This is a genomic window from Methanomassiliicoccus sp., from assembly GCA_012719175.1.
Classification (GTDB): Archaea; Thermoplasmatota; Thermoplasmata; order Methanomassiliicoccales; family Methanomassiliicoccaceae; genus UBA6.
The window spans coordinates 247,189-266,852 of sequence record JAAYAX010000005.1 but is presented as its reverse complement, the minus strand read 5'-3'; the positions used below and the strand labels follow the sequence as shown (position 1 = coordinate 266,852).

General features: G+C 59.0%; 18 protein-coding genes and 1 tRNA gene. 8 read left to right on the top strand and 11 right to left on the bottom strand.

Annotated features, from left to right (window positions below; all coding sequences use genetic code 11):
- Positions 1-2 precede the first annotated feature (2 nt).
- The 7 genes from GXX95_04925 to GXX95_04895 form a co-directional block, all read right to left on the bottom strand.
- Complete coding sequence (locus tag GXX95_04925) at positions 3-1,043, bottom strand: (Fe-S)-binding protein (GenBank protein ID NLT37481.1); 1,041 nt, start codon at positions 1,041-1,043, stop codon at positions 3-5.
- Positions 1,040-2,170 carry an FAD-binding protein gene (locus GXX95_04920; protein ID NLT37480.1) on the bottom strand — a complete coding sequence of 377 codons (1,131 nt, stop codon included), beginning with the start codon at positions 2,168-2,170 and terminating at the stop codon, positions 1,040-1,042. Before GXX95_04920 ends, GXX95_04925 begins: the two co-directional genes overlap by 4 nt.
- Before the next feature lies 1 nt (position 2,171).
- Positions 2,172-3,719 (bottom strand): FAD-dependent oxidoreductase, encoded by a 1,548-nt coding sequence (locus tag GXX95_04915; GenBank protein ID NLT37479.1) that lies wholly within the window; start codon positions 3,717-3,719, stop codon positions 2,172-2,174.
- Between the two features lie 68 nt (positions 3,720-3,787).
- Positions 3,788-4,132, bottom strand: coding sequence for a DUF1622 domain-containing protein (locus GXX95_04910; protein ID NLT37478.1), 345 nt, complete (start codon positions 4,130-4,132; stop codon positions 3,788-3,790).
- Positions 4,133-4,179: 47 nt separating this feature from the next.
- Positions 4,180-4,254, bottom strand: a tRNA-Met gene (locus GXX95_04905).
- 72 nt (positions 4,255-4,326) lie between these two features.
- On the bottom strand, positions 4,327-4,659 hold the full coding sequence (locus tag GXX95_04900) for an SCP2 sterol-binding domain-containing protein (GenBank protein ID NLT37477.1): 333 nt from the start codon (positions 4,657-4,659) through the stop codon (positions 4,327-4,329).
- Complete coding sequence (locus GXX95_04895) at positions 4,610-5,308, bottom strand: ribonuclease HII (protein ID NLT37476.1); 699 nt, start codon at positions 5,306-5,308, stop codon at positions 4,610-4,612. Before GXX95_04895 ends, GXX95_04900 begins: the two co-directional genes overlap by 50 nt.
- Positions 5,309-5,414: 106 nt before the next feature.
- Between GXX95_04895 and GXX95_04890 the strand changes: the two genes are divergently transcribed.
- Together GXX95_04890 and GXX95_04885 are read left to right on the top strand one after the other, a co-directional pair.
- The gene (locus tag GXX95_04890; GenBank protein ID NLT37475.1) at positions 5,415-6,521 is read left to right on the top strand and encodes a DUF362 domain-containing protein; all 1,107 of its coding nucleotides are present in this window, start codon (positions 5,415-5,417) and stop codon (positions 6,519-6,521) included.
- A gap of 84 nt (positions 6,522-6,605) precedes the next feature.
- Positions 6,606-7,481 carry a GTP cyclohydrolase I FolE2 gene (locus GXX95_04885; GenBank protein ID NLT37474.1) on the top strand — a complete coding sequence of 292 codons (876 nt, stop codon included), beginning with the start codon at positions 6,606-6,608 and terminating at the stop codon, positions 7,479-7,481.
- Here the strand turns inward: GXX95_04885 and GXX95_04880 are convergent.
- Positions 7,478-9,811: a PAS domain S-box protein gene (locus GXX95_04880; protein ID NLT37473.1), complete on the bottom strand. Its 2,334-nt coding sequence runs from the start codon at positions 9,809-9,811 to the stop codon at positions 7,478-7,480. The two genes, GXX95_04885 and GXX95_04880, sit on opposite strands and share 4 nt — an antisense overlap.
- Before the next feature lie 349 nt (positions 9,812-10,160).
- Between GXX95_04880 and GXX95_04875 the strand changes: the two genes are divergently transcribed.
- Positions 10,161-10,832, top strand: coding sequence for a phosphoglycolate phosphatase (locus tag GXX95_04875; protein ID NLT37472.1), 672 nt, complete (start codon positions 10,161-10,163; stop codon positions 10,830-10,832).
- Positions 10,833-10,841: 9 nt separating this feature from the next.
- Here GXX95_04875 and GXX95_04870 read toward each other — a convergent pair whose 3' ends face one another.
- Positions 10,842-11,345, bottom strand: coding sequence for a tetratricopeptide repeat protein (locus GXX95_04870; GenBank protein NLT37471.1), 504 nt, complete (start codon positions 11,343-11,345; stop codon positions 10,842-10,844).
- 163 nt (positions 11,346-11,508) lie between these two features.
- On the opposite strand from GXX95_04870, the gene GXX95_04865 reads away from it, so the two are divergent.
- From GXX95_04865 to gatB, 3 genes are read left to right on the top strand one after another with little or no spacing between them, the layout of a single operon-like run.
- On the top strand, positions 11,509-11,781 hold the full coding sequence (locus GXX95_04865; GenBank protein NLT37470.1) for an Asp-tRNA(Asn)/Glu-tRNA(Gln) amidotransferase GatCAB subunit C: 273 nt from the start codon (positions 11,509-11,511) through the stop codon (positions 11,779-11,781).
- Positions 11,778-13,103 carry an Asp-tRNA(Asn)/Glu-tRNA(Gln) amidotransferase subunit GatA gene (gatA, locus tag GXX95_04860; protein NLT37469.1) on the top strand — a complete coding sequence of 442 codons (1,326 nt, stop codon included), beginning with the start codon at positions 11,778-11,780 and terminating at the stop codon, positions 13,101-13,103. Before GXX95_04865 ends, gatA begins: the two co-directional genes overlap by 4 nt.
- A complete protein-coding gene (gene gatB / locus GXX95_04855) occupies positions 13,100-14,446 on the top strand; it encodes an Asp-tRNA(Asn)/Glu-tRNA(Gln) amidotransferase subunit GatB (protein ID NLT37468.1) in 1,347 nt (448 codons plus the stop codon). The genes gatA and gatB overlap by 4 nt, the downstream gene beginning before the upstream one ends.
- Position 14,447: 1 nt before the next feature.
- Here gatB and aspS read toward each other — a convergent pair whose 3' ends face one another.
- Together aspS and GXX95_04845 are read right to left on the bottom strand one after the other, a co-directional pair.
- Entirely contained in the window at positions 14,448-16,277 is a 1,830-nt protein-coding gene (aspS, locus tag GXX95_04850; GenBank protein NLT37467.1) for an aspartate--tRNA ligase, read from the bottom strand.
- Between the two features lie 134 nt (positions 16,278-16,411).
- A complete protein-coding gene (locus tag GXX95_04845) occupies positions 16,412-16,885 on the bottom strand; it encodes an Lrp/AsnC family transcriptional regulator (protein NLT37466.1) in 474 nt (157 codons plus the stop codon).
- A gap of 163 nt (positions 16,886-17,048) precedes the next feature.
- Here GXX95_04845 and GXX95_04840 point away from each other — a divergent pair, with 163 nt between their 5' ends.
- Positions 17,049-18,245 (top strand): hypothetical protein, encoded by a 1,197-nt coding sequence (locus GXX95_04840; protein ID NLT37465.1) that lies wholly within the window; start codon positions 17,049-17,051, stop codon positions 18,243-18,245.
- 70 nt (positions 18,246-18,315) lie between these two features.
- Positions 18,316-19,662 carry a glutamine synthetase gene (locus GXX95_04835; protein NLT37464.1) on the top strand — a complete coding sequence of 449 codons (1,347 nt, stop codon included), beginning with the start codon at positions 18,316-18,318 and terminating at the stop codon, positions 19,660-19,662.
- Positions 19,663-19,664 lie beyond the last annotated feature (2 nt).

Below are 19,664 nucleotides of genomic sequence, written 5' to 3'. Positions count from 1 at the left end.
CCTTATGCCGTGAGTAGCCTGCTAGCTAAGAACTCGGTGAGGTCCTGGACCTTCAGCCGGCCGCTCCTGCCGAGGTTCAGGACGCAGAACGGACAGGGTGCCAGGAGAAGCTCCGCCCCCTCTTGGAGCGCTGCCTGCACCTTCTGTCGGGCCATTCGCCCGGCGACATCGGGCCGGGCCGAGGCCACACCGCCGCCACCTCCGCAGCACCCGTCCTCGAGGCCGGTGCTCACCACCTCGACCCCCGGAAGCATGTCCAACAGGTCCCGGGCCATCTCCATAGTGTGGGGGCCCACCACCCGTACGAGGTGACAGGGGCTGTGAAGCGCTACCCTTATCGGCGGGGAACGGGGATCGAAGCTGCTACGACCCAGGCGACCGCTGCCATGGATGTGCTCGATGATATGCTGGGGGTCCATCCCGTAACGCTTTCGGAGCTGGACGGTGCAGCCAGGACAGGAGGTCACCACGGCATCGAAGCCCCGGAAGATGGCCTTGTTGTGGGCCTCCACCCTAGCCAGCCGGCCCTCATCTCCGATCTTCTCCAGCGGTGAGCCGCAGCAGGCCCACCCCGCGGGAGCGAAGGGCCTTCCCCCCGCCGCCCTTATCAGCGACAGAGAGCTGGATATTCCCTCGGGATAGCGTCCGTGGCCTATACATCCGGGGAAGAACAGCACGTCCCCCGTTGACAAAACCTCGGTCACAGGGCCACAGGGCAGGACCGTCCTCATTGTCCCATCGATGTTTGCCAACATGCGCTCCTGGCCCTCCGGGCGAGGGTGCTCACGGAACAGCAGGCGCCTCACCTCGACCAATGCCTCGGGGAGAGGGAGAGACGAGGGGCAGACCGTGGTGCAACGGGCGCAGGTGGTGCACAGCTCGAGCGGCGATCGCAGGGCCGACAGCTCCTTGTTGAAATGGGGACCCTCAACGGCCAGGCGGCGAGGGCCAGGGAACCTGTCCCGTCCCTCCTGCAGGAGCACAGGGCATTCTCTAACACAGGCTCCGCACTTTATGCACCCGTCCATGGCCCGGGAGGTCATAGGTGACCCTCCACCAGCTCGGATATCGTCAGCGCGGACGAGGCCACATGCCCCAGCCCCCTACCTAATGGATATGACAGGCCGGGGCAGGCGGAGCCTGCGACCCAGACGTTTTGCATAATGGTGCCGTCCCTACGAACGGCCCTTCCTTCGTGGTTGCGGATGCCCGCGGACAGCGCTGTGGTCAGGGCGGTAGACCTCAGCGATCCGGTCACTGCCATGTCTGTGGCAAGATCGAAGACGGGATCGTACGGTCCATCGCAGCCCACCTGAAGGCCGCCTGAGACGATGTTACCCGTGGCCAGGACCAGGGTTCCGAACCTGATGGTGCCTTCACGCATACCCGATCTCATCCTGACCTCCAGCATGTTATCTCCCTGGGCCTTCGATCCACATATCTGCCGGTCTCTCAAAGGAAGGCAGCCGGAGTCCAGGGCCGCCTGCTCCAGGCACGACTGCAGCCTTCTACCGGGGTTGGACAGAGGAGTGGCCGCCTCCCTGACGATACGTCCCGAGGACCTCTCCAGGATGGAAAGGGCCAGGTCGTAGCGGGGTCCCAGGAACAATGGTGGGATTATCACCATCTCCTCGTCCAGCTCCGAGATGGCCTCTGCCAGTCCCTCCACCGCAACCCTCGACTCCCTGGTTAGGGTATGTCCTCCGCCTGCATCGATGGAGATGGGCAGGCCCAGGTCAGCCCAGTACGGACGGCATTCCCCCAGCGAGCCGGTTCTTTCCACCATGCGGCACAGGAGGTCGGGGTCCAGGTCCGCGTTCCCCTTGAGGCCCAGGACCGCTGTCCTCTCGGGGTCGGAGCGAAGCCAATCGTGCGGGGACGACAGGTCCTGCCGCATGGTGGAACCTAGGCATGTGATTCCTTCCTCCATCCCGGGAGGAGACCCAAAAAGGCCGTGGGCCGCTCCCAGCCCCTTCAGGAGCTGGACAACGTCATCACGACGGGACACCCCGGACAGGGAGGTCCGGGAGGTGGACAGGGAGGTGCTGGTGGTGCCTCGGGAGATCATGCACACATCGTACCCGCGCCTCGCCAGGAGGATGGAGGCAAGACAGCCCGCGGCCCCGTTGCCCACCACCAACACGTCGCAGCGAGTCTCCGGTAGTTCCACCCTATCCCTCCCTGGTATGGTCCATGCCGTGGACCTTGAACAGGTGAGCCTTGAATGCCTCCTGGCGCAGCTGCTCACCACGGAGCACTGGAGATATGCCTTTCCACCTCTCCGCAAGGTAGCGTTCGATCTCTGCCCTCGGTTCACCGACGTCTAGGGCGGACGCCATGCGGAAGACGCACAGGCCGGCCTGGCAGTATCCCATGCCCGCTCGCGTGCGGCGCATGAGGTCCGACAGAGTTCTTACATCGGGAGAGGCAGCGAAGTGATCCAGCTCGCCAACTGAGACCGACTCGCAGGAGCATGCCTCCTCCTGGCCCAGGGGCGACGTTATGCACTCGGCCATGATCCCGTCCGCGTGCGCGCTGTACTTCCGCCTCATGATCGCCTCCTGGAAACCTCTCCCTCCGGACGCTGGGGGTGCTATCTCTTCCACCATGGTCCTGCAGGCACCGGACCGGCCCAGCCTGCCCATCACTGCGTCCGATGCCTTCTCGGCCATCAGGCGGCAGGTGGTGAGCTTACCCCCGGCCACGCTGAGGAGGTTCTCCACTCCTCCATCCAGGTGATCGATCACGCTGAAGCCCCGGGAGGTCTGACGACCACATCCGTTCCCGCTGAGCAGGGGACGCACTCCTGCGTATGCGCGTATCGTCCGCGCCGTGGACAGGCCCGGCAGGACCTCGGATGCCGTTCGCAGCAAGGCCTCCACCTCCGTGACCGTCGCCCGCACGTCCTCCAGGTTTCCGGGTCCACACGTCGTCCCCAGGATCGTGGAGGACCGGTGGGGGACGAGTATATCGCCGTCCGCGGGCGGCCGCAGGCGGTTCACCAGGCCATTGACCACGCGTCCGTTGAAGACCACCATGCTTCCCTTGTCCAGCTGCATATCGATCCTCTGCCCCGCCATGGCCGCGATCGTACCGCACCATGCCCCCGAGGCGTTGACGACGACCTCCGGCCGCACCGTCGTCCTGCCCCCGCCCCTGCCCAGTATAGCTCTGATGATGCGGCCGTCCTCTACCTGCAGGGATGTCACCGGAGCGTGGGTGAGCACCGTGGCCCCGGCGTCGCGGGCGCTCTCCGCCATTCCCCAGACCAGGAAGAAAGGGTCCACGGATGCATCGGGAACCCTGAACGCAGCGCAGATCTCCCGTGATAGGTTCGGCTCCGAGCGTAAGGCCTCATTTACGCCCGTCTCCTCCGCTCTCACACCTGAAAGGCAGCACGCGTTCCGGAAACGGTCCGGATAGGCATTGTCGTCCCCGGGAAGGGAGACGAACATCCCTCCTGTGTCCTCGATGCAAAAGCTGGCGATGCGCTTGAGCACCTCGCCCTCGGTGGCGCACTCCCTGGCCGCCTCGGGGTCGGTGGCAGCATAGCGGGCCCCGGAGTGCAGCATCCCGTGGTTCCCTCCCGAGGCCCCCGTGGAGAGGTCCCCTGCCTCCGCCAGCAGAACGTCCGCGCCTCGCATGGCCAGGTCCCTGGCGATCCCTGTCCCGGTAGCTCCCCCACCTATCACCAGAACCTCAGGCCTTGGCCGATCCAAGCTCTTCATCCCTCACTGTGAGCGGGTACGTGATTTATATCGTTTTCAGCCGGACCGCTCCCTGGCAGCTAACCAACGGGCGCCATCTCCTCTTTCCGTAGCTCTGCTGTCTCCTTGGACAGCAGGAAGGTCAGTACCGAACGGATCAATACTATTCCACCAAGCCTCAGGACCTCATCGAGGGTGGGGACGGAGAGGGTGGTGATGATGTCGGACGCTATGAAGAAGTCCAGGCCCAGAACGATCAGTTGAGCGAACTCCCCCCGGACCCTGGCGTAGGTCATGCCCTTGCCCCGGGGAAACAATCTCGAGAGCAGCTGCCAGACGGCCTTGGTACCGCCATAGGCGATGATGATTACTCCGAAGTAGGAAAGGACCGTAGCGGTGGCACTTATAACGTCGGAAACGTCCACTCACCTGGAACTGAAGGAGGGAGAGATAATGGTATCTAAAAATTGAGTAGCGGGGGGTCGATTTGAACGACCGGTCTCCGGGTTATGAGCCCGACGGGATGTCCTGGCTACCCCACCCCGCTATGTAGCCCCCACTATTGCGATGCCCCTTATAAACCTTTGTGAGGAGCTTCTCAATGAGGGCGTCTCAGGTCTCAGAACAGCTTGCGGAGGCGGAGGATGTCCTCGATGTTCCCCTTCACGCGTACCTTGCGCAGGGCGAAGGCCTTCATGGGTTTGATCTTTCCCTCGATTATGCCCGCAATGGTCTCAGGGTCGGAGATCAGGGTGATGTCAGGGTTCTCAATGACCCCTTCTCTGAAGTCGTTGATCTTCTGATGGTGCATGTGGAAGCTGTACTTCTCGCTCTCCAGGTCGACCAGCACCCGTTTGTCCATACCCTCGATCTCCTTGCGGAGCTTCTCATCATTGTCCACCTTATCGTTGAACTTGCTTACGAGGTCCTGCAGCAGTGGCTCTACCGTCATCACTATCCATCCAATCCGTCAGTTTGCTTACCTTGCTTATCGATATCAGGTCCTTGGCCGTCTTCCAAGAGGACCTCACGTGGGGCGGCAAGGAGCCCGTCTCCTTGAGCCACGTGCGTATGAACTCTATGGTCACCTCATCATGGGCATAACCGGATCCGATGGGCCGGCCGATGCTCTCCTGGATCTGGTCCATGATGTTATCGCGGGCGACCTTGGCGATTATGGAGGCTGCCGAGACCACCGGGTAAGTGAGGTCCGCCTTATGCTCACAGACCATATCGGGCCTGCAGGTAAGGAGTTCCTGGACCCTCCTGCCGAACCGCTCCTCGACCACGTCCGCAGCGTCGATGAACACTTTGCCGGGGCGAAGCCTCTCGATGAGCACGGCGAAGTGCTTCACCTCCAGAAGGTTCAGGTTGTTGTTTCTCATGAACTCATCTATCTCTGCGGCGTTCACCACCACCATCTCCACCTTGGCCAGTTCCCTGATGTGGCCGTCCAGCTCCTCCCGGCGTCGACGAGTCAGGAGCTTGGAGTCAGCGACCCCCAGCTCTCTTAGGGACTGATCGTCCCTGACCATGACCGCTGCTACCACCAGCGGCCCCATGACCGGACCGCGGCCAGCCTCGTCCACGCCGCAGATCATCGGCGAACCTATTTTCTATCCCTATTTAGAAATATCGACATATTGGGGCGGAGAAAAGGCTGGGTAAACTTTTCATCGTCCACAGCCCATTGACCGTCGTGGTCGCATGTCAGAGGTCTTTTTCGCCGATCTGAGGGCCGGTCAGGCCAGCCAGAGCGTTCTCACCAAGGTTCAAAGGCTGTACCGGAAGGCCAAGCTGGGGGAGACCTTCCGACCCGGGGACCTTGTCGCTGTAAAGACCCACTTCGGGGAGGAAGGGAACACCGCCTACCTCCGCCCGGAGCTGGTGTCCAAGGTGGTGGATATGGTCATCAAGGGCGGAGGAAAACCTTTCCTGACCGACAGCAGCACCCTCTACAAGGGCATGCGAACCAACGCCGTGGACCATCTTCGGCTGGCGGCACGGCACGGTTACACCTATCCTGTAGTCAACGCCCCCGTAATCATCGCCGACGGTCTGAAGGGAACCGACTATGTGGAGGTTCCCGTGAACCTGAAGCACTGCACCACGGTCAAAGTGGGATCGGTCGTCCAGGACGCCGATGCAATCATCACGGTATCCCATTTCAAGGGCCATGGGCTAACCGGATTCGGAGGGGCCCTCAAGAACGTGGGCATGGGGTTGGGGTCGAGACGGGGGAAGATGGAGATGCATGCGCTAGTCCGGGCCCAGGTCGTGAAGGAGCGCTGCAAGGGATGCGGGCAGTGCCTGCTCCGCTGCCCTCCCGGGGCCATAAGGCTAAAGGGGAGGAAGGCCACGGTGGACCCTGAGAAGTGCATAGGCTGTGGCGAGTGCAACGTGGCCTGCCGCTACGGGGCCATCGACCTGGGAGACTGGAACAACTATATCGCCCTTCAGGAGAGGATCGTCGAGTACTGTTACGGGATCCTCAAGGGAAAGGAAGGGAAGAATGGTTTCATCACCTTCGTGATCGACGTGTCCCCCCTGTGCGACTGCTATGAGTTCAATGATGTACCCATAGTGCCAGACATTGGCATTCTGGCATCGAAGGATATCGTGGCCATCGATCAGGCGGCGGCGGACCTGGTGAAGGCCGCTCCAGGTATGCAGGGGAGCATGCTTAAGGGTGATCTTTCACCAGGTTCCGACAAGCTACGGGAGATAGTGGATGCGGATTGGAGCGCGCAGCTACGGTATGCCGAGGAGCTGGGGCTAGGCGAGAGGAGCTACGACCTGATCAAGGTTAGATGATGCACCTACGCACAGCAGTTGTACCTACAAAAAATATATTGACTATGAACCAATAGTCGCGCAATTCCAATCGAAGGTGATGAAATACCAAGCGACGTACAGAACCGCAAGATGGAGAACGGGTTCATGCTCACTAGAGTGGGCGTCACTGGCGTGAAGAAGCCTGTGGTGGTCACCCGAGGCGGCCGAACGACCACGCTCTTCTGCACCCTGGATGTGTTCGTAGACCTCCCCTCGACCCAGAAGGGATCCCACCTGTCCCGAAACCTGGAAGCTATCAATGAGGCCGTGAGCGCGAGCATCAAGGAGCCCATATCCGGGATCGAGGTCATAGCCGCTAACATCTGCCGAGCATTGCGGGAGAAGCATGAGTATTCCACCTTTGCTGAGGTCCATCTGGTAGCCGACTACTTCTTGGAGAGGCCGGGCCCCAGTGGGAAGCGGAACCTGGAAGCGTTCAAGATCATGGCCGATGCCATCAGCCGGAACGACGATGGCCTTAAGAAGATGGTGGGCGTGGAAGTTGTGGGCATGACCGCCTGTCCCTGCGCGATGGAGACCGTGAGGGAGCAGTACTGCAACAACGTCATCATGGAAGGGGACCTACCAGTGATCAGTCATAACCAGAGGAACGTGGCCACCTTGATGGTGGAGGTACCCGAGGACTGTGATGTGGAGGCCAACGACCTGATCGATGTTGTCGAGCTGTCCTTCTCCTCCGCGACCTACGAGGTCCTCAAGCGTTCCGACGAGGCCAAGGTGGTCCTGCAGGCGCATCAGCGGCCCAAGTTCGTGGAGGACGTGGTGCGGACCATGCTGTCCTTCGTCCTCGAACGGTATCCCCAACTTCCGGACACCGTGCAGGTTACTGTGCGCAGCGAGAGCGAGGAGTCCATCCACAAGCACAACGCCTTCGCGGAGCGTGTGGCCACCCTCGGCGACCTGCGCAACCTTCGTTAGGCCATAGGTTTGGCGTCGCTGGTGACGGCGGGCAGGAGGACCACGAACCTCGTCCCCTTGGTATGGTCCCCGGGCACGCGGTCCTCCAACCATACCCGGCCGTTGATATCCTCGACCACCTTCTTCACAAGGTAAAGGCCTAGGCCTGCGCCCTTGGTCTTGCTGCGGCCCTTGCGGGCCCTCTGGAACAGCTTGCTCTTCTGCTCGTCAGGTATCCCCGGTCCATTGTCCTCGACTGCCGTCTTATAGTATTCGCGGCCGTCCTCGAACACCTTGCTGAGGGTGATGTCTATCTCCACCTGACCATCGGAATGCTTTACGGCGTTCATGATGAGGTTGGAGAAGACGTCCTTGAGCAGTCCGCTCGCCAGGACGAACTTCTTGATCGAGGTCTGATACGTTATCTTGACCCCCGCCTCGGCAAATTTCTCGTACTCCACCCGGACGTCCTCCAGCAGCCAGCCGAGGTCCACCAGGGAGTGCTTGACCTCATGGCTGTCGATCTGCTGAATCTTGCGAACGTTCTCAATAAGGTGGTTGCTGTCCCTCAGGATCTCCTGAGGTTCGGTCAACAGGTGAGCGTGCTTGCCCTCCAGGGCCAGTTTGTTCATCGCCGTCTCCAGGTAGCTGGAGATAGCCATATTCATATTGCTGATATCGTGCGACAGGAGGTCGATGTACAGCTCGGCCTGCTCCTTGGCCTCTATGGCATCATGCTCCAATATTCTCTGCCGCGTTATGTCCTGAAGAACGGTGACCCCGCCGATTATCTTACCCTGGCCGTCCCGGAGGGGGGATGCGGAATTTAGTATCGTGCCTCTGGAACCGTCAAGGCGGATGATGTCGAGCGCCGCTCCCACGGTGGTCTTCCCCTTCTTCACAGACTGGATGAGCGGCCAGTCCTCGTTCCGAACCACCAGGCCGTTGTCCGACCACCAGGCCTTGAACTCCGCGTGCCCGTTGCCCAGCGGAAGCTTCAACAGCTTATCTCCCAAGATGGAGTCCACCATCACGTTCCTCTCGATGACCTTCCCGCTTTGGTCCGCCACCATGACCCCCACCGGAAGGCTGTCGAGGATGGTCTGGACGCGCCTTTTTTCCAGCTCCGCGCGTGCTGCCATGTCCTCGATTCTCTTACGGGCGTTCACCCGCTCAGAGATATCGGTGATGATTGCCAGGGCCCCGCCTTCGCCCTTCAGCGGAAAAGGGACCGCTGAAAAGTGGATATGGCGAACGGTCCCGTTTTGGGCGCACATTTCCAGGTCCCTTTCGATGGGGATATTCTCCTTGATGATCTCCCTGATCTCGGCATTCATCTCGGGCAGGGGAAAAGATATCTCATCCAGCCTCTTGTCCTGGATGTCGTCGACCAGTTGCTGATCAAATATATCCACGAAGGCCTGGTTGACCCACTTGATCCTCATCTCCGGACCGGACAATACCAGTATCCCCACGGGAGCGTTCTCGATGACGTTCTGCAGCAACCACTTCTGCTCCCTTACCTCATCGGACAGGCGCTCTCTCTCCTCCTCGGCGCGTGTACGGTCGGTGACATCGTGCACGATGGAGCAGAGGTACATCTGACCGTTGAGGTGAATGGGCGCGACCATCTCCTCGATGTCCCGCACCTGGCCATCGGCCAGACGATGCTTCGCAAAGGTTCCCCCGGTAGAGGGGGGAAGGGCCATGCCCTCCTCCCTCGTATCCCCCTGCATCTCCAGAGGGGCTATCTCTCCCAGGTCCATGCCTATGAATGACCCCGAGGGGAAGCCATAGTAGTCGATGGCGGCCTGGTTGACATCGACCACCTTATGGGTCTGGGGATCTACCAGGAACATTACAGCATGGTTCTTCTTGAAGAGACTGACATACCGCTCGTTGCTCTCCCTCAGTTCCTCTAAGGTCTTCATTCTCTGAATAGCATAACGGAGGGAGCGTTCCAGGGCGAAGATGTCCACCTCCCCCTTAACCAGGTAGTCTTGGGCCCCCAGGGAAACGGCCAGGTCTCCCAGCTCCTCGTCGCTGGTCCCGGTGAGGACTATCACCGGAACGTTCGATGTGTGGCCAAGCATCTGCTCGAGGGTGTTCAGACCGAAAGAGTCGGGCAGTCCTAGGTCCAGCAGTATCACGTCAGGGCGGCCTTCCTCGAGTGAAGCGATGGCATCCCGGAGTCGACCCACTACCTGTGTCTCGAACTGGGCTGAACGGGTCCCTTCGAACATGGCCTGCATCAGACCTACATCTCCGGGATTATCCTCCACAAGAAGGACCTTGATGGCCTTCGATGGAGGATCCTTCCTCCTTTCCCTGTTTATAGTCATACCTGTCATGCACTCTGCCGTCCTCGGGCAGGCCAACGCTAGGGACGTCGTTAGCGGTCCCCCGGCGCACGTTAAGGGTCATCCGGATCGCCCTTTGACCTGACCCACTGCTCGACCGATGATCATCTGGCGCTTGCTCATGACAGTCGGTGGGACCATACTGGCTGGCCTGTCGGACCGTCTGGGCCTTTTAGGAAAGATGGTTGCCTCAATCATAGGCCTCTTCTATATATTAATAATATCACGGCAGCTGCCTGACCTGCAGCATCGGCCCCGCATCAGGTTAAAAATTTTTAAAAATGCTATGGAGAAAACGCTAATAGCAAGCCTGACGTTCGATCGCCGATTTGGTGTTCTTATGACAATCAAGGCCGTGGTGGTCGACGTCGATGGCACGCTCACGGATATGGAAAAGGTGATGTTCACATCCGGGATCGAAGCTCTGCGGGAGGTCCAGAGTAGGGGCGTCCCGGTCAGCATCGCTTCCGGGAACGTGCTTCCCGTCACCTATGGGCTCTCAACATACCTGGGGCTCAGAGGACCGATGGTGGCGGAGAACGGGGGAGTGGTCTGTTATAAGGAGAGGATCTATCAGCTCTCCGAGGGGGTCCTGCCCGAGCAGGCCTACGAGCACCTGCGCACCAGGATGCCTGTGGAACGCCTGTTCACAGATAACTGGAGGAGGACCGAGGTGGCCCTCCGCCGCACCATGGACGTGGAGAAGGTGAAGGCCGCGCTGGAAGGTTGGAACATAACCATCGAGGTCACTGGATTTGCGATACATCTAATGGACCCAGGCCACGGCAAGGTGGCGGGGGTGCGTAAGGTGGCTGAGATCCTGGGTATAGAGCTGTCGGAGATCGCTTCCTTCGGAGACTCCGATAATGACGCGGGGATGCTCAGGGAGTGCGGAGAGAGCGTTGCTGTAGCCAACGCCTCTCCGGCGGCAAAGAGTGCGGCACGGTATGTGAGCCCTTTTCCTCATGCCGCGGGGGTCATTGATGGCCTAAGAAGATTGGGGCTGTTGTAGCGGCCAATATCACTTCCTCTGCAGAAGCTCCAGCGCGTCGCTCTCCGTCAGTCCGATGGAGAGCAGGAGATACTTCAGGGACTTCTTCATGACCATCTCCTCGGTCTTGTCGTCCATGTAAGCCTCCATGACCACAGGTGCGCGCTTGAAGTACTCCACCCCGAACTCCGAGTAGTAATAGGCCGCATTTTCGGGGTCCAGCTCGGCGGCCTTCTTGTACGCGGCCTCGGCATCGTTGAACAGTCCGGCCTCCACGCAGAACGAGCCCATGGAGCTATGGTACAGGGGGTTCTTGGGGTCCAGCTCGGCGGCCTTCTTGTACGCGGCCAGTATGTCCTCGGTCTTGACCTTGGGCACCAGGGCCGCGGCCTCGGCCTTTCCGAACCAGGCCTCGGCGTTGCCGGCATCGACCTTGGTCGCCTTATCGAACTTGGAATAAGCCTTCTGATAATCGCCCTCGTTGAGCAATTGATAAGCCTGTTTCATGAGCTTGTCAGCCGTCTCTTCAGCCATCTCTTTTCCTCCGTTATCTGCCGTGATGTAAACCCCAATATGAGATAAACCTTATTGCTTGAGACGTGGCTGGTGCGACCCACAAGGAACATGGGTTGTAACAAAATGTTATATAGCCTCCGTTTAATGCCCAAAATCGTACCAAGGCCAGGTCAGTGCTGTTATGGACAAGGAGACCGTTCTTAAGGTGGCCAGGGTGGCCAGGTTGAAGCTCACCGATGAAGAGCTGGAGCGTTTTGCTGCCGACCTCGAGGACATCCTGACGGCCTTCTCCGTACTGGACGAGGCGCCCGGCGCTGAGGACTTTGACCTCGGGCCCATCAAGGTGGAGGATGTCCTCCGCGATGATGAGGTTACCACGAACGCCGATGCTTCAGAGCTGCGCGAGGTCATGGGCACCAAGGATGATTGGGTCAGGGGGCCGCGCCTCTCATGAGCTTCTTCCCCAGCGCCGCCTGGCTGAAGGATCTGGATGAGAGGCATTTGTTGTTCACCGAACGTCTGGAGGACCCTTTGGCGTTCGAAGGTGGGCAGTTCCATTTTTCGGCGAAGGACAATCTCTGTGCCCGGGACTTCCAGGCACGGGCTGGGAGCCTTGTCCTCAAGGGCTATCGCCCACCGTTCGATGCTACCCCCATCAAGAGGCTGCGAGAGAACGGCGGGTTGTTGCTGGGAAAGACCAACATGGACGAGTTTGGATTCGGCAGCTTCTCCACGAACTCCGCCTACGGTATCCCTCGCAATCCATTCGACATCGAGAGGTGCTGTGGGGGCTCCTCGGGAGGCGCCGCTGCCGCGGCCTGTCTGATACCTGACCATTTGGCGTTGGGAGTGAGCACCGGAGGTTCCATATCCTGCCCCTCCTCCTTCTGCGGGGTGGTCGGCCTTACCCCGACCTATGGCAGGGTCTCGCGTTGGGGCCTCATCGACTACGGCAATTCCCTGGACAAGGTGGGGCTCATCTCCAGGACGGTCAGGGACATAGAGCAATACCTCCCGGTCATGGCGGGCCCGGACCCCCGGGACCCTACCTCCCTGGTTCAGCCAGCTCTCGATCTCCGCGGCGAGGTCAGGACCATCGGGGTTCCTGCAGAGGCCCGCACTGGCCTCAGCCCAGAGGTTGCCGGGGCCTTCGAGGAGGCCCTCAGGGAACTCCAGAGGACTGGCATTAAGGTGCGCGAGGTCCGCATGCCGTCCCTGCGCTTCGCCATTTCCACCTACTATATCCTGGCGACCTCGGAGGCCTCCACCAATCTGGCCCGCTACTGCGGTATGCGCTTCGGGGCCATGAACGAGGAGTTCGATCAGGGCTTCAACGACTTCTTTTCCGATACGCGCTCCCGTGACTTCGGGACAGAGGCCAAGAGGAGGATATTGCTAGGCACCTTCTCGCGGATGGTGGGCTTCCGGAACAAGTACTATGTCAAGGCCCTGCAGGTAAGGAAACAGATAATCGGAGAATATCAGAAGGTCATGGAGGATTGCGACGTGGTGCTCACACCCACCATGCCCTTCGTGGCCCCCCGTTTCGATGAGATCGAGATGATGAGACCCCTGGAGATGTATCAGGCGGACTATCTGACCTGCCCTCCTAATCTTACAGGAATGCCCCACTTGTCCATGCCCTGCGGCTACGCTCACAGCATGCCCATCGGAATGCAGGCCGTGGCCCCCCACTGGAAAGAAGGGACCTTGCTCTCGCTGGCCCGTTCCTGGGAGGGTATCTTCCACTATCGGTTCCCGGAGGTGGCGGAATGAGGATCGGACTAGAGATACACGTACAGCTGCCGACCCGCTCCAAGCTCTTCTGCGGCTGCTCTACAGGCGGGGACGGCCCCAACAGCATGGTATGTCCAGTGTGCCTGGGGTTCCCTGGCTCGAGACCATTTCTGAACAGGAAGGCCCTGGAGATGGGGATCCTCATCACCAAGTTCCTCAACTGCAAGATCACCGACCGGGTCTGGTTCTCCCGGAAAACTTACTTCTATCCCGACCTGCCCAAGAACTTCCAGATCACACAATACGAGAGCGCTTTAGGCTTCGACGGTCACTTCATGGTGGGCGAGAAGCGCATCGGCATCTGGAGGGTGCACATCGAGGAGGACCCGGGGAGGATCAAGAGGGTCGGACGCGCAGGCGAAGAGGTATCCTTGATCGATTACAACCGCTCGGGCGTTCCCCTCGTGGAGATCGTCACCGCACCGGACCTCTCCTCCCCCGCAGAGGCCCGGGACTTCCTTACTGACCTCATCATAGAGCTCAGGAGACTGATAGGAGTATCGGGCGAGGACCAGACCATGCGTGTGGACGCCAACATCTCCGTGGGCGAGGACAGGGTGGAGATAAAGAACATCACCGGCCTCAAGAACGTGGAGAAGGGGCTGAAATCCGAGGTCACCCGCCAGACCAAGCTCCTGGCCGTGGGCAAGAGGATCGTTCGCGAGACCCGTCACTATGACGAATCGCGGGGTGTGACCCTCCCTGGCCGGGAGAAGGAGCAGGAGGCCGATTATGGCTACATAGGCGAACCGGACCTGGGAACCTATCTCATCGGCCCCCTAGCGGTGAGCATGGTGGTCCCGGAGACCCCACTGGTGCGGGCGAACCGCATGCAGAAGGAGCACGGAATAGGCGCTCAGGCGGCCCGGCAGATCGTCCTCACAGACTGGGAACTGGCAGATCTGTTCGAATCGTTGTCCCGCCGGGTGGGGGGAGAGACCGCGATGAGCTGGACCATGGGACCGATCAGCTCCGGGTGGAAGGTCTTGAAGGCCAACGCCGATGGAGCCTGGGAGAAGGTCACGGACATCGTTATGGCGGTCTCCGAGGGGAGAATGTCCGATAGCGAGGGCCGTCTCCGCATCGTGGCTCTTTCTGGAGGTCAGGAGATAGAGGAGACGAACAACGGCCCCTCCACGGACCTGGACAGCCTCATCGTACGCCTCGTTGACCAGCACCCAGAGGTCGTCAAGGACTTCAATAAGGGGAACGAGAAGGCGGCGAACTTCCTGATCGGCCTGGTGATGAAGGAGACCAAGGGACAGTTCGCGTCCAAGGTCATCGCAGAAAAGATGAAGAAGGAATTGGGGAAAAGGGTTTAGTTCACTCCTCGACGTCCTCGTCCCCTGCCAGGCACAGGAGGGATAGCTCAGAGAGCTTTGCCTCCTCCACCTTGGCGGGGGAACCGTCCATCAGGCATTGGAACTTTTTGTTCTTGGGGAAGGCGATGACCTCTCGGATGGTTTCGCAGCCCAGAAGGATGGCCGTCAGGCGATCGATGCCTATGGCGATGCCCCCATGGGGCGGAGCTCCGTACCCCAACGCCTCCAGGAAGAAGCCGAAGTCTGTCGTGATCTTCTCATCGGACATGCCCAGCATCTTGAACACCTTCCTCTGGACATCAGGGTCGTGGCATCTCACGGAACCCGAGCCTATCTCCGACCCGTCGAGGACCAGATCATAGCTCATACCGCAGATGCACATGACATCCTCCCCGTCCTTGATGTCACCGTTCACCGGCTTTACGAAGGCATGGTGGAACGCTTCCAGCTGACCGCTCACGCTGTCCTTCTGGAACAAGGGGCAGCCGACCAGCCATACGAACTGATGGTCCTTGCCATCGAGGAGGTGGAGGTCCTTGGCGAGCTTGCGCCTCAGCTCCCCTCCCGCCTTGAGCGCAGCAATCTCGGAACCGGCCAGGAACAGCAAGAGGTCTCCCTCTTCCGCGCCCATCTTGGTCTCGAGCTCTTCGGTGACCGCCTTGGGGAAGTACTTGACTATGTTGCTCTGCAGCCCATCCTTGGTCATGCGCATCCAGGTCAGTCCGCCCATGCCTTGGGCCTTCGCCCACTCTATGAGGCGGTCGACCTCGTTCCGTCCCACCGCGGTCTCGTCGTTGGAGGTGGTGGCCATGAGCTCGGCCTTGACGTTCATGCACTCGACCCTCCCGCCCTTCGAGAGGATCCGCTGGAATATCTCATAGCTCGCGGCCTTGACGATATCAGTGACGTCCTGGAGCTTGAGACCGTAGCGTATATCAGGAGCATCGGTCCCGTAGCTGTGCATGGCATCATAGAAGGTGATGCGTGGGAACGGGGTCACCAGTTCCTTGCCGTACACCGATTTCCAAACGTTGGCAAGCACTTTCTCGATCAACGCCTGGACGTCATGGTCCTCCACGAAGGACATCTCCACATCGAGCTGCGTGAACTCCGGCTGCCGGTCGGAGCGGGAGTCCTCATCGCGGAAGCAGCGTGCCACCTGATAGTACTTGTCGAGCCCTCCTACCATCAACATCTGCTTGTATAACTGGGGAGACTGAGGTAGGGCGTAGAAGGTGCTGGGGAATATCCTAGATGGGACGATGAAGTCCCTCGCGCCCTCGGGCGTCTGGCGGCACAGCATGGGGGTCTCTACCTCCACGAAGTCCTCAGCGTCCAAAGCCCTCCTGGCCGCAGCCACCAAACGGTGGCGGAAGCGGAGGTTGTTGGCCATCTGGGTCCGCCTCAGGTCCAGGAAGCGGTAACGGAGGCGAAGGTCCTCTGAGGGAAGGAGCGAACCCTTCTGGTCCGCCACCTCGAAGGGGAGGGGTCGGGACGAGTTCAGGAGCGATGCTTCCTCTATCAGGACCTCCAACTGGCCAGTGGGGTTGCGGGCATCCTCGGTGCCGGGGACACGATTCCTGACCTTCCCGGCGACCGAGATTACAGACTCTCGGCCGAAGGACTTAAGCATCCTTTCCAGGCTCTCGCGGTCGTCCTTCTTCGACATGGCCTCGGGATCGAAGACCACTTGCGTGGTCCCATATGCATCCGCCAGATCAAAGAAGAGAACTCCGCCATGGTCTCGGGAGAACCTTATCCAGCCGGCCAGCTGTACATCGTTGCCCAGGTGATCGGCCCTAAGCTCTCCGCAGGTGTGTGTCCTCATCATTTCCAGACCTCTCTAGAAGTCGCGGTTTTTTCCAAATATGCGGCCCCAACATAAACCATTCGGTATGGGGCTTTCAATTGCGAAAACTTGGAACGTAGATAGAACCAAGGGGTTCGGTTTTGGTCGACCTCATATCACTCATTTACAGCCTCCTCGGCGATATTGAGGTCGGGTATGAACTGGTAAGGGTCCTTGATCATGTTTAGGACAACGTAGGTGTTGGTCTTCTTGATGCCGTGGATGGTAAGCATTCTTTTTATGAGATCGGAGAACTGGTCACGGTTCTTGCAGGCCACCCAGGCGATAGAATCGCACTCGCCGGTCACATCGAAGATGGCCAGGACGTTGTCCATGGCCTTGATCTTGGCTTGCACGTCCAATATGTCGCCCTCGGTGTATATGTGGACCAGAGCCATGAACTCATAGCCCAGCTTGAGATAGTCCACATTGGCCCGGTAACCTTTTACTATGCCCCTGTCCTCCAGGCTCTTGACCCTTTGGATAAGGGTCGTGGGGTGTACGCCCAACCTCTTCGCTATTTGCCGGTACGAGCCTTGACTGGATATGCAAAGCTCTTCAATTATTCGCTTATCGAGCTCATCAAGCATGGACATCGACCAAATGGACAAATGTCTAATATCTAACAGAGTATTTGAATCTATTAGCTTTGCAAAGAAACGGCCGTCCTGGCTTTCAGTCAATGGGTGTCCAATTGAGAATCTTCTGGATAGCGTTAAAGTGTTCTAATTGTTTTACCTCTTTGACGATCTAATGACGGCCCGCTTATATCTTTCCGATCCCTACTGCCAGGAGTTCGAAGCTGCGGTCACCGAGATAAATGGTGAGTGGCTCATTCTGGATCGGAGCGCGTTCTATCCGGGGGGAGGAGGTCAGGTCGCTGATACTGGAACGATCTCTGACCTGCCTGTCACGGAGGTCAAGAAAGAGAATAATCTGGTAATGCACCGGGTCCCGGGTCATGGGCGGAACGTCGGGGATGCTGTGACCGGTAAGATCGATTGGGTTCGACGCTATGAAATGATGAAAGGCCATACGGGCGAGCACCTGCTGTTCTCCCAGCTCTCGAAGCTGTGTCCGGACCTGCACCTGGTAAAGATCTCCATCACCCCGGAGAAGAAAGCCCTGATGGTCAACGGCCCATTGGACTGGAACATGGTCTCCCAGGCCCAGCGGAAGGCGCAGGAGGCGATCGAATCCTCCTTGGAGATAAAAGAGAAGATCGTCGGTAGGGACGATCCCCTGATATCTGAGTCCAGAGTGAAACTTGAACGTATCCATGAGGATGGGGTCCGGATTATCGAGATCGGGGACGTTGATCGGGCGGCATGCGCAGGGGTCCATGTCCACAACACCAGGGAGCTGGGCATGATCCTAGTGCCATCGCTAAAATCCGCCCATCCCGTGGCGGACCTGGAGGTGGAGTTCGAAGTGGGAGATAAGGCCATACGGAAGGCCATGGACCTCTCGGTAGCTGCCCTACGTGCCTCGGATGCCCTTGGATCTCGTCCACAGGACCTCCTCAGCGCGTTGGAGAACCTCCTGCAAGAGAATGAGAGACGAAAGGCCACCATCAAGCACTATGAGACGAAGGTACTGGCCGACCTGGTACCATCCTACATACGGGGGATCAAACTGTACTCGGGGTTGTTCGAGAACATGGACAAGAAGGCCCTCATTGACACCGCCAACAGAATGATCAAGGAACCCTCGGTATGCGCGCTTGGCTCTGTAGGAGACAACTTCATGTTGGTGATCGCCTGCCATCCAGATATCAGAGTGGACTGCGCTTCCATACTGAGGAGGACATTGGAAGTGGTGGGCGGAAAGGGGGGAGGGAAGAGCACATTCGCCACAGGCGGGGTACAAGGAAGGGATCACGCGGAGAGATGTATGTCTAGCTCTCTTGCAGAGATTACTAAGACTATAGAGAAAAAATGGCAAGAATAATCGACAAATGTACACTTATTATCGGTATTACTAGAAAAACATTTAATAAGTTGTTACTTATCCTCCAATTATGGCAGCCAACCATGATTATTCAAAAGAGGATATTATCAGAATCGTCAAAGACAGAGAGATCAAGTTCATAGAGATGCAATTCTCTGACATACTTGGCACTATCAAGACCGTTGCCATTCCTTCCTCAAACCTTGAGAAGGCCCTCGATGAAGGGGTCTTCATAGATGGTTCCTCAATCCTAGGCTACGCCACCATAGAGGAATCAGACATGAGGGCCACCCCCATCCTCTCATCCTTCCAGATATATCCCTGGACCTGCAACGGGCGTCTGAAGACCGCCCGCCTGTTCTGCCAGATCTTCGATCACTCTGGCAACAGGTTCAAGGGCGATCCCCGCTGGGTGCTGGAAAAGATGGTCGATAAGGCCAAAGAGAAGGGTTACATATGCAACCTTGGCCCTGAGTTCGAGTTCTTCCTGTTCAACGTGGACGCTCAGGGCAACCCCATGGCAGCACCTTCAGATTCCGCCGGTTACTTCGATCTCATGGCCTTAGACAAGGGGGAGATCGTCAGGAAGGAGACCATGCTTAACCTTGATGAGATGGGCTTTGACACCGAGGCCTCCCATCACGAGGTCGCCCCCGGCCAGCACGAAGTGGATATGAGGTACAACGACGCTCTCACGGTCGCCGACCGCCTGATGACGTTCAAGCTGGCGGTCAAGACCATAGCTCTCCAGCATGGTCAGTTCGCGAGCTTCATGCCCAAGCCCCTGTATGGCCAGAACGGCTCGGGTATGCACGTCCACCAGAGCCTGGCACTGACCAACGGCAAGAACGCCTTCGACGACCCCGATGGCGCGTTCGGCCTAAGCGATAACGCCCTCAAGTACCTTGGTGGTCTCCTCCACCACGCAAAAGAAATCTGCGCCATACTCAACTCCAACGTCAACTCCTTCAAACGCCTGGTGCCTGGCTATGAGGCTCCGTGCTACATATCCTGGGCCAACATGAACCGGTCTGCGCTCATCAGGGTCCCTGCAGGTAGGGGCCCCAAGACTAGGATGGAGATGCGTAACCCTGACCCGGCTGGCAATCCCTACCTACAGTTCGCTGTGATGATCGCGGCCGGCCTGGACGGTATAGAGAACGATATCATGCCGCCCGAGCCCGTGGAGAAGGACATCTACAGCATGGACAAGAGCGAGAGGGCCAACAATGGTATCGACTCGCTGCCCGAGAGCCTTGGGGCTGCTCTGGAAGTGATGTCCCAGAGCGATCTGGTCCGGAGAACTCTCGGCGAGCATGCCTTCAACCACTACCTCAAGATCAAGGGGGACGAATGGGACAACTATAGGACCCATGTCACAGACTGGGAACTCCAGAGGTACCTCCACGTCCTCTGAGG

Excerpts from the sequence above, each read along its gene's own strand:
- GXX95_04925 (NLT37481.1), bottom strand. The coding sequence starts at position 1,043 with ATGACCTCCCGGGCCATGGACGGGTGCATAAAGTGCGGAGCCTGTGTT.
- GXX95_04900 (NLT37477.1), bottom strand. The coding sequence starts at position 4,659 with ATGACGGTAGAGCCACTGCTGCAGGACCTCGTAAGCAAGTTCAACGAT.
- GXX95_04895 (NLT37476.1), bottom strand. The coding sequence starts at position 5,308 with ATGATCTGCGGCGTGGACGAGGCTGGCCGCGGTCCGGTCATGGGGCCG.
- GXX95_04890 (NLT37475.1), top strand. The coding sequence starts at position 5,415 with ATGTCAGAGGTCTTTTTCGCCGATCTGAGGGCCGGTCAGGCCAGCCAG.
- GXX95_04880 (NLT37473.1), bottom strand. The coding sequence starts at position 9,811 with ATGACAGGTATGACTATAAACAGGGAAAGGAGGAAGGATCCTCCATCG.
- GXX95_04875 (NLT37472.1), top strand. The coding sequence starts at position 10,161 with ATGACAATCAAGGCCGTGGTGGTCGACGTCGATGGCACGCTCACGGAT.
- GXX95_04870 (NLT37471.1), bottom strand. The coding sequence starts at position 11,345 with ATGGCTGAAGAGACGGCTGACAAGCTCATGAAACAGGCTTATCAATTG.
- GXX95_04865 (NLT37470.1), top strand. The coding sequence starts at position 11,509 with ATGGACAAGGAGACCGTTCTTAAGGTGGCCAGGGTGGCCAGGTTGAAG.
- gatA (NLT37469.1), top strand. The coding sequence starts at position 11,778 with ATGAGCTTCTTCCCCAGCGCCGCCTGGCTGAAGGATCTGGATGAGAGG.
- gatB (NLT37468.1), top strand. The coding sequence starts at position 13,100 with ATGAGGATCGGACTAGAGATACACGTACAGCTGCCGACCCGCTCCAAG.
- aspS (NLT37467.1), bottom strand. The coding sequence starts at position 16,277 with ATGATGAGGACACACACCTGCGGAGAGCTTAGGGCCGATCACCTGGGC.
- GXX95_04845 (NLT37466.1), bottom strand. The coding sequence starts at position 16,885 with ATGCTTGATGAGCTCGATAAGCGAATAATTGAAGAGCTTTGCATATCC.
- GXX95_04840 (NLT37465.1), top strand. The coding sequence starts at position 17,049 with ATGACGGCCCGCTTATATCTTTCCGATCCCTACTGCCAGGAGTTCGAA.
- GXX95_04835 (NLT37464.1), top strand. The coding sequence starts at position 18,316 with ATGGCAGCCAACCATGATTATTCAAAAGAGGATATTATCAGAATCGTC.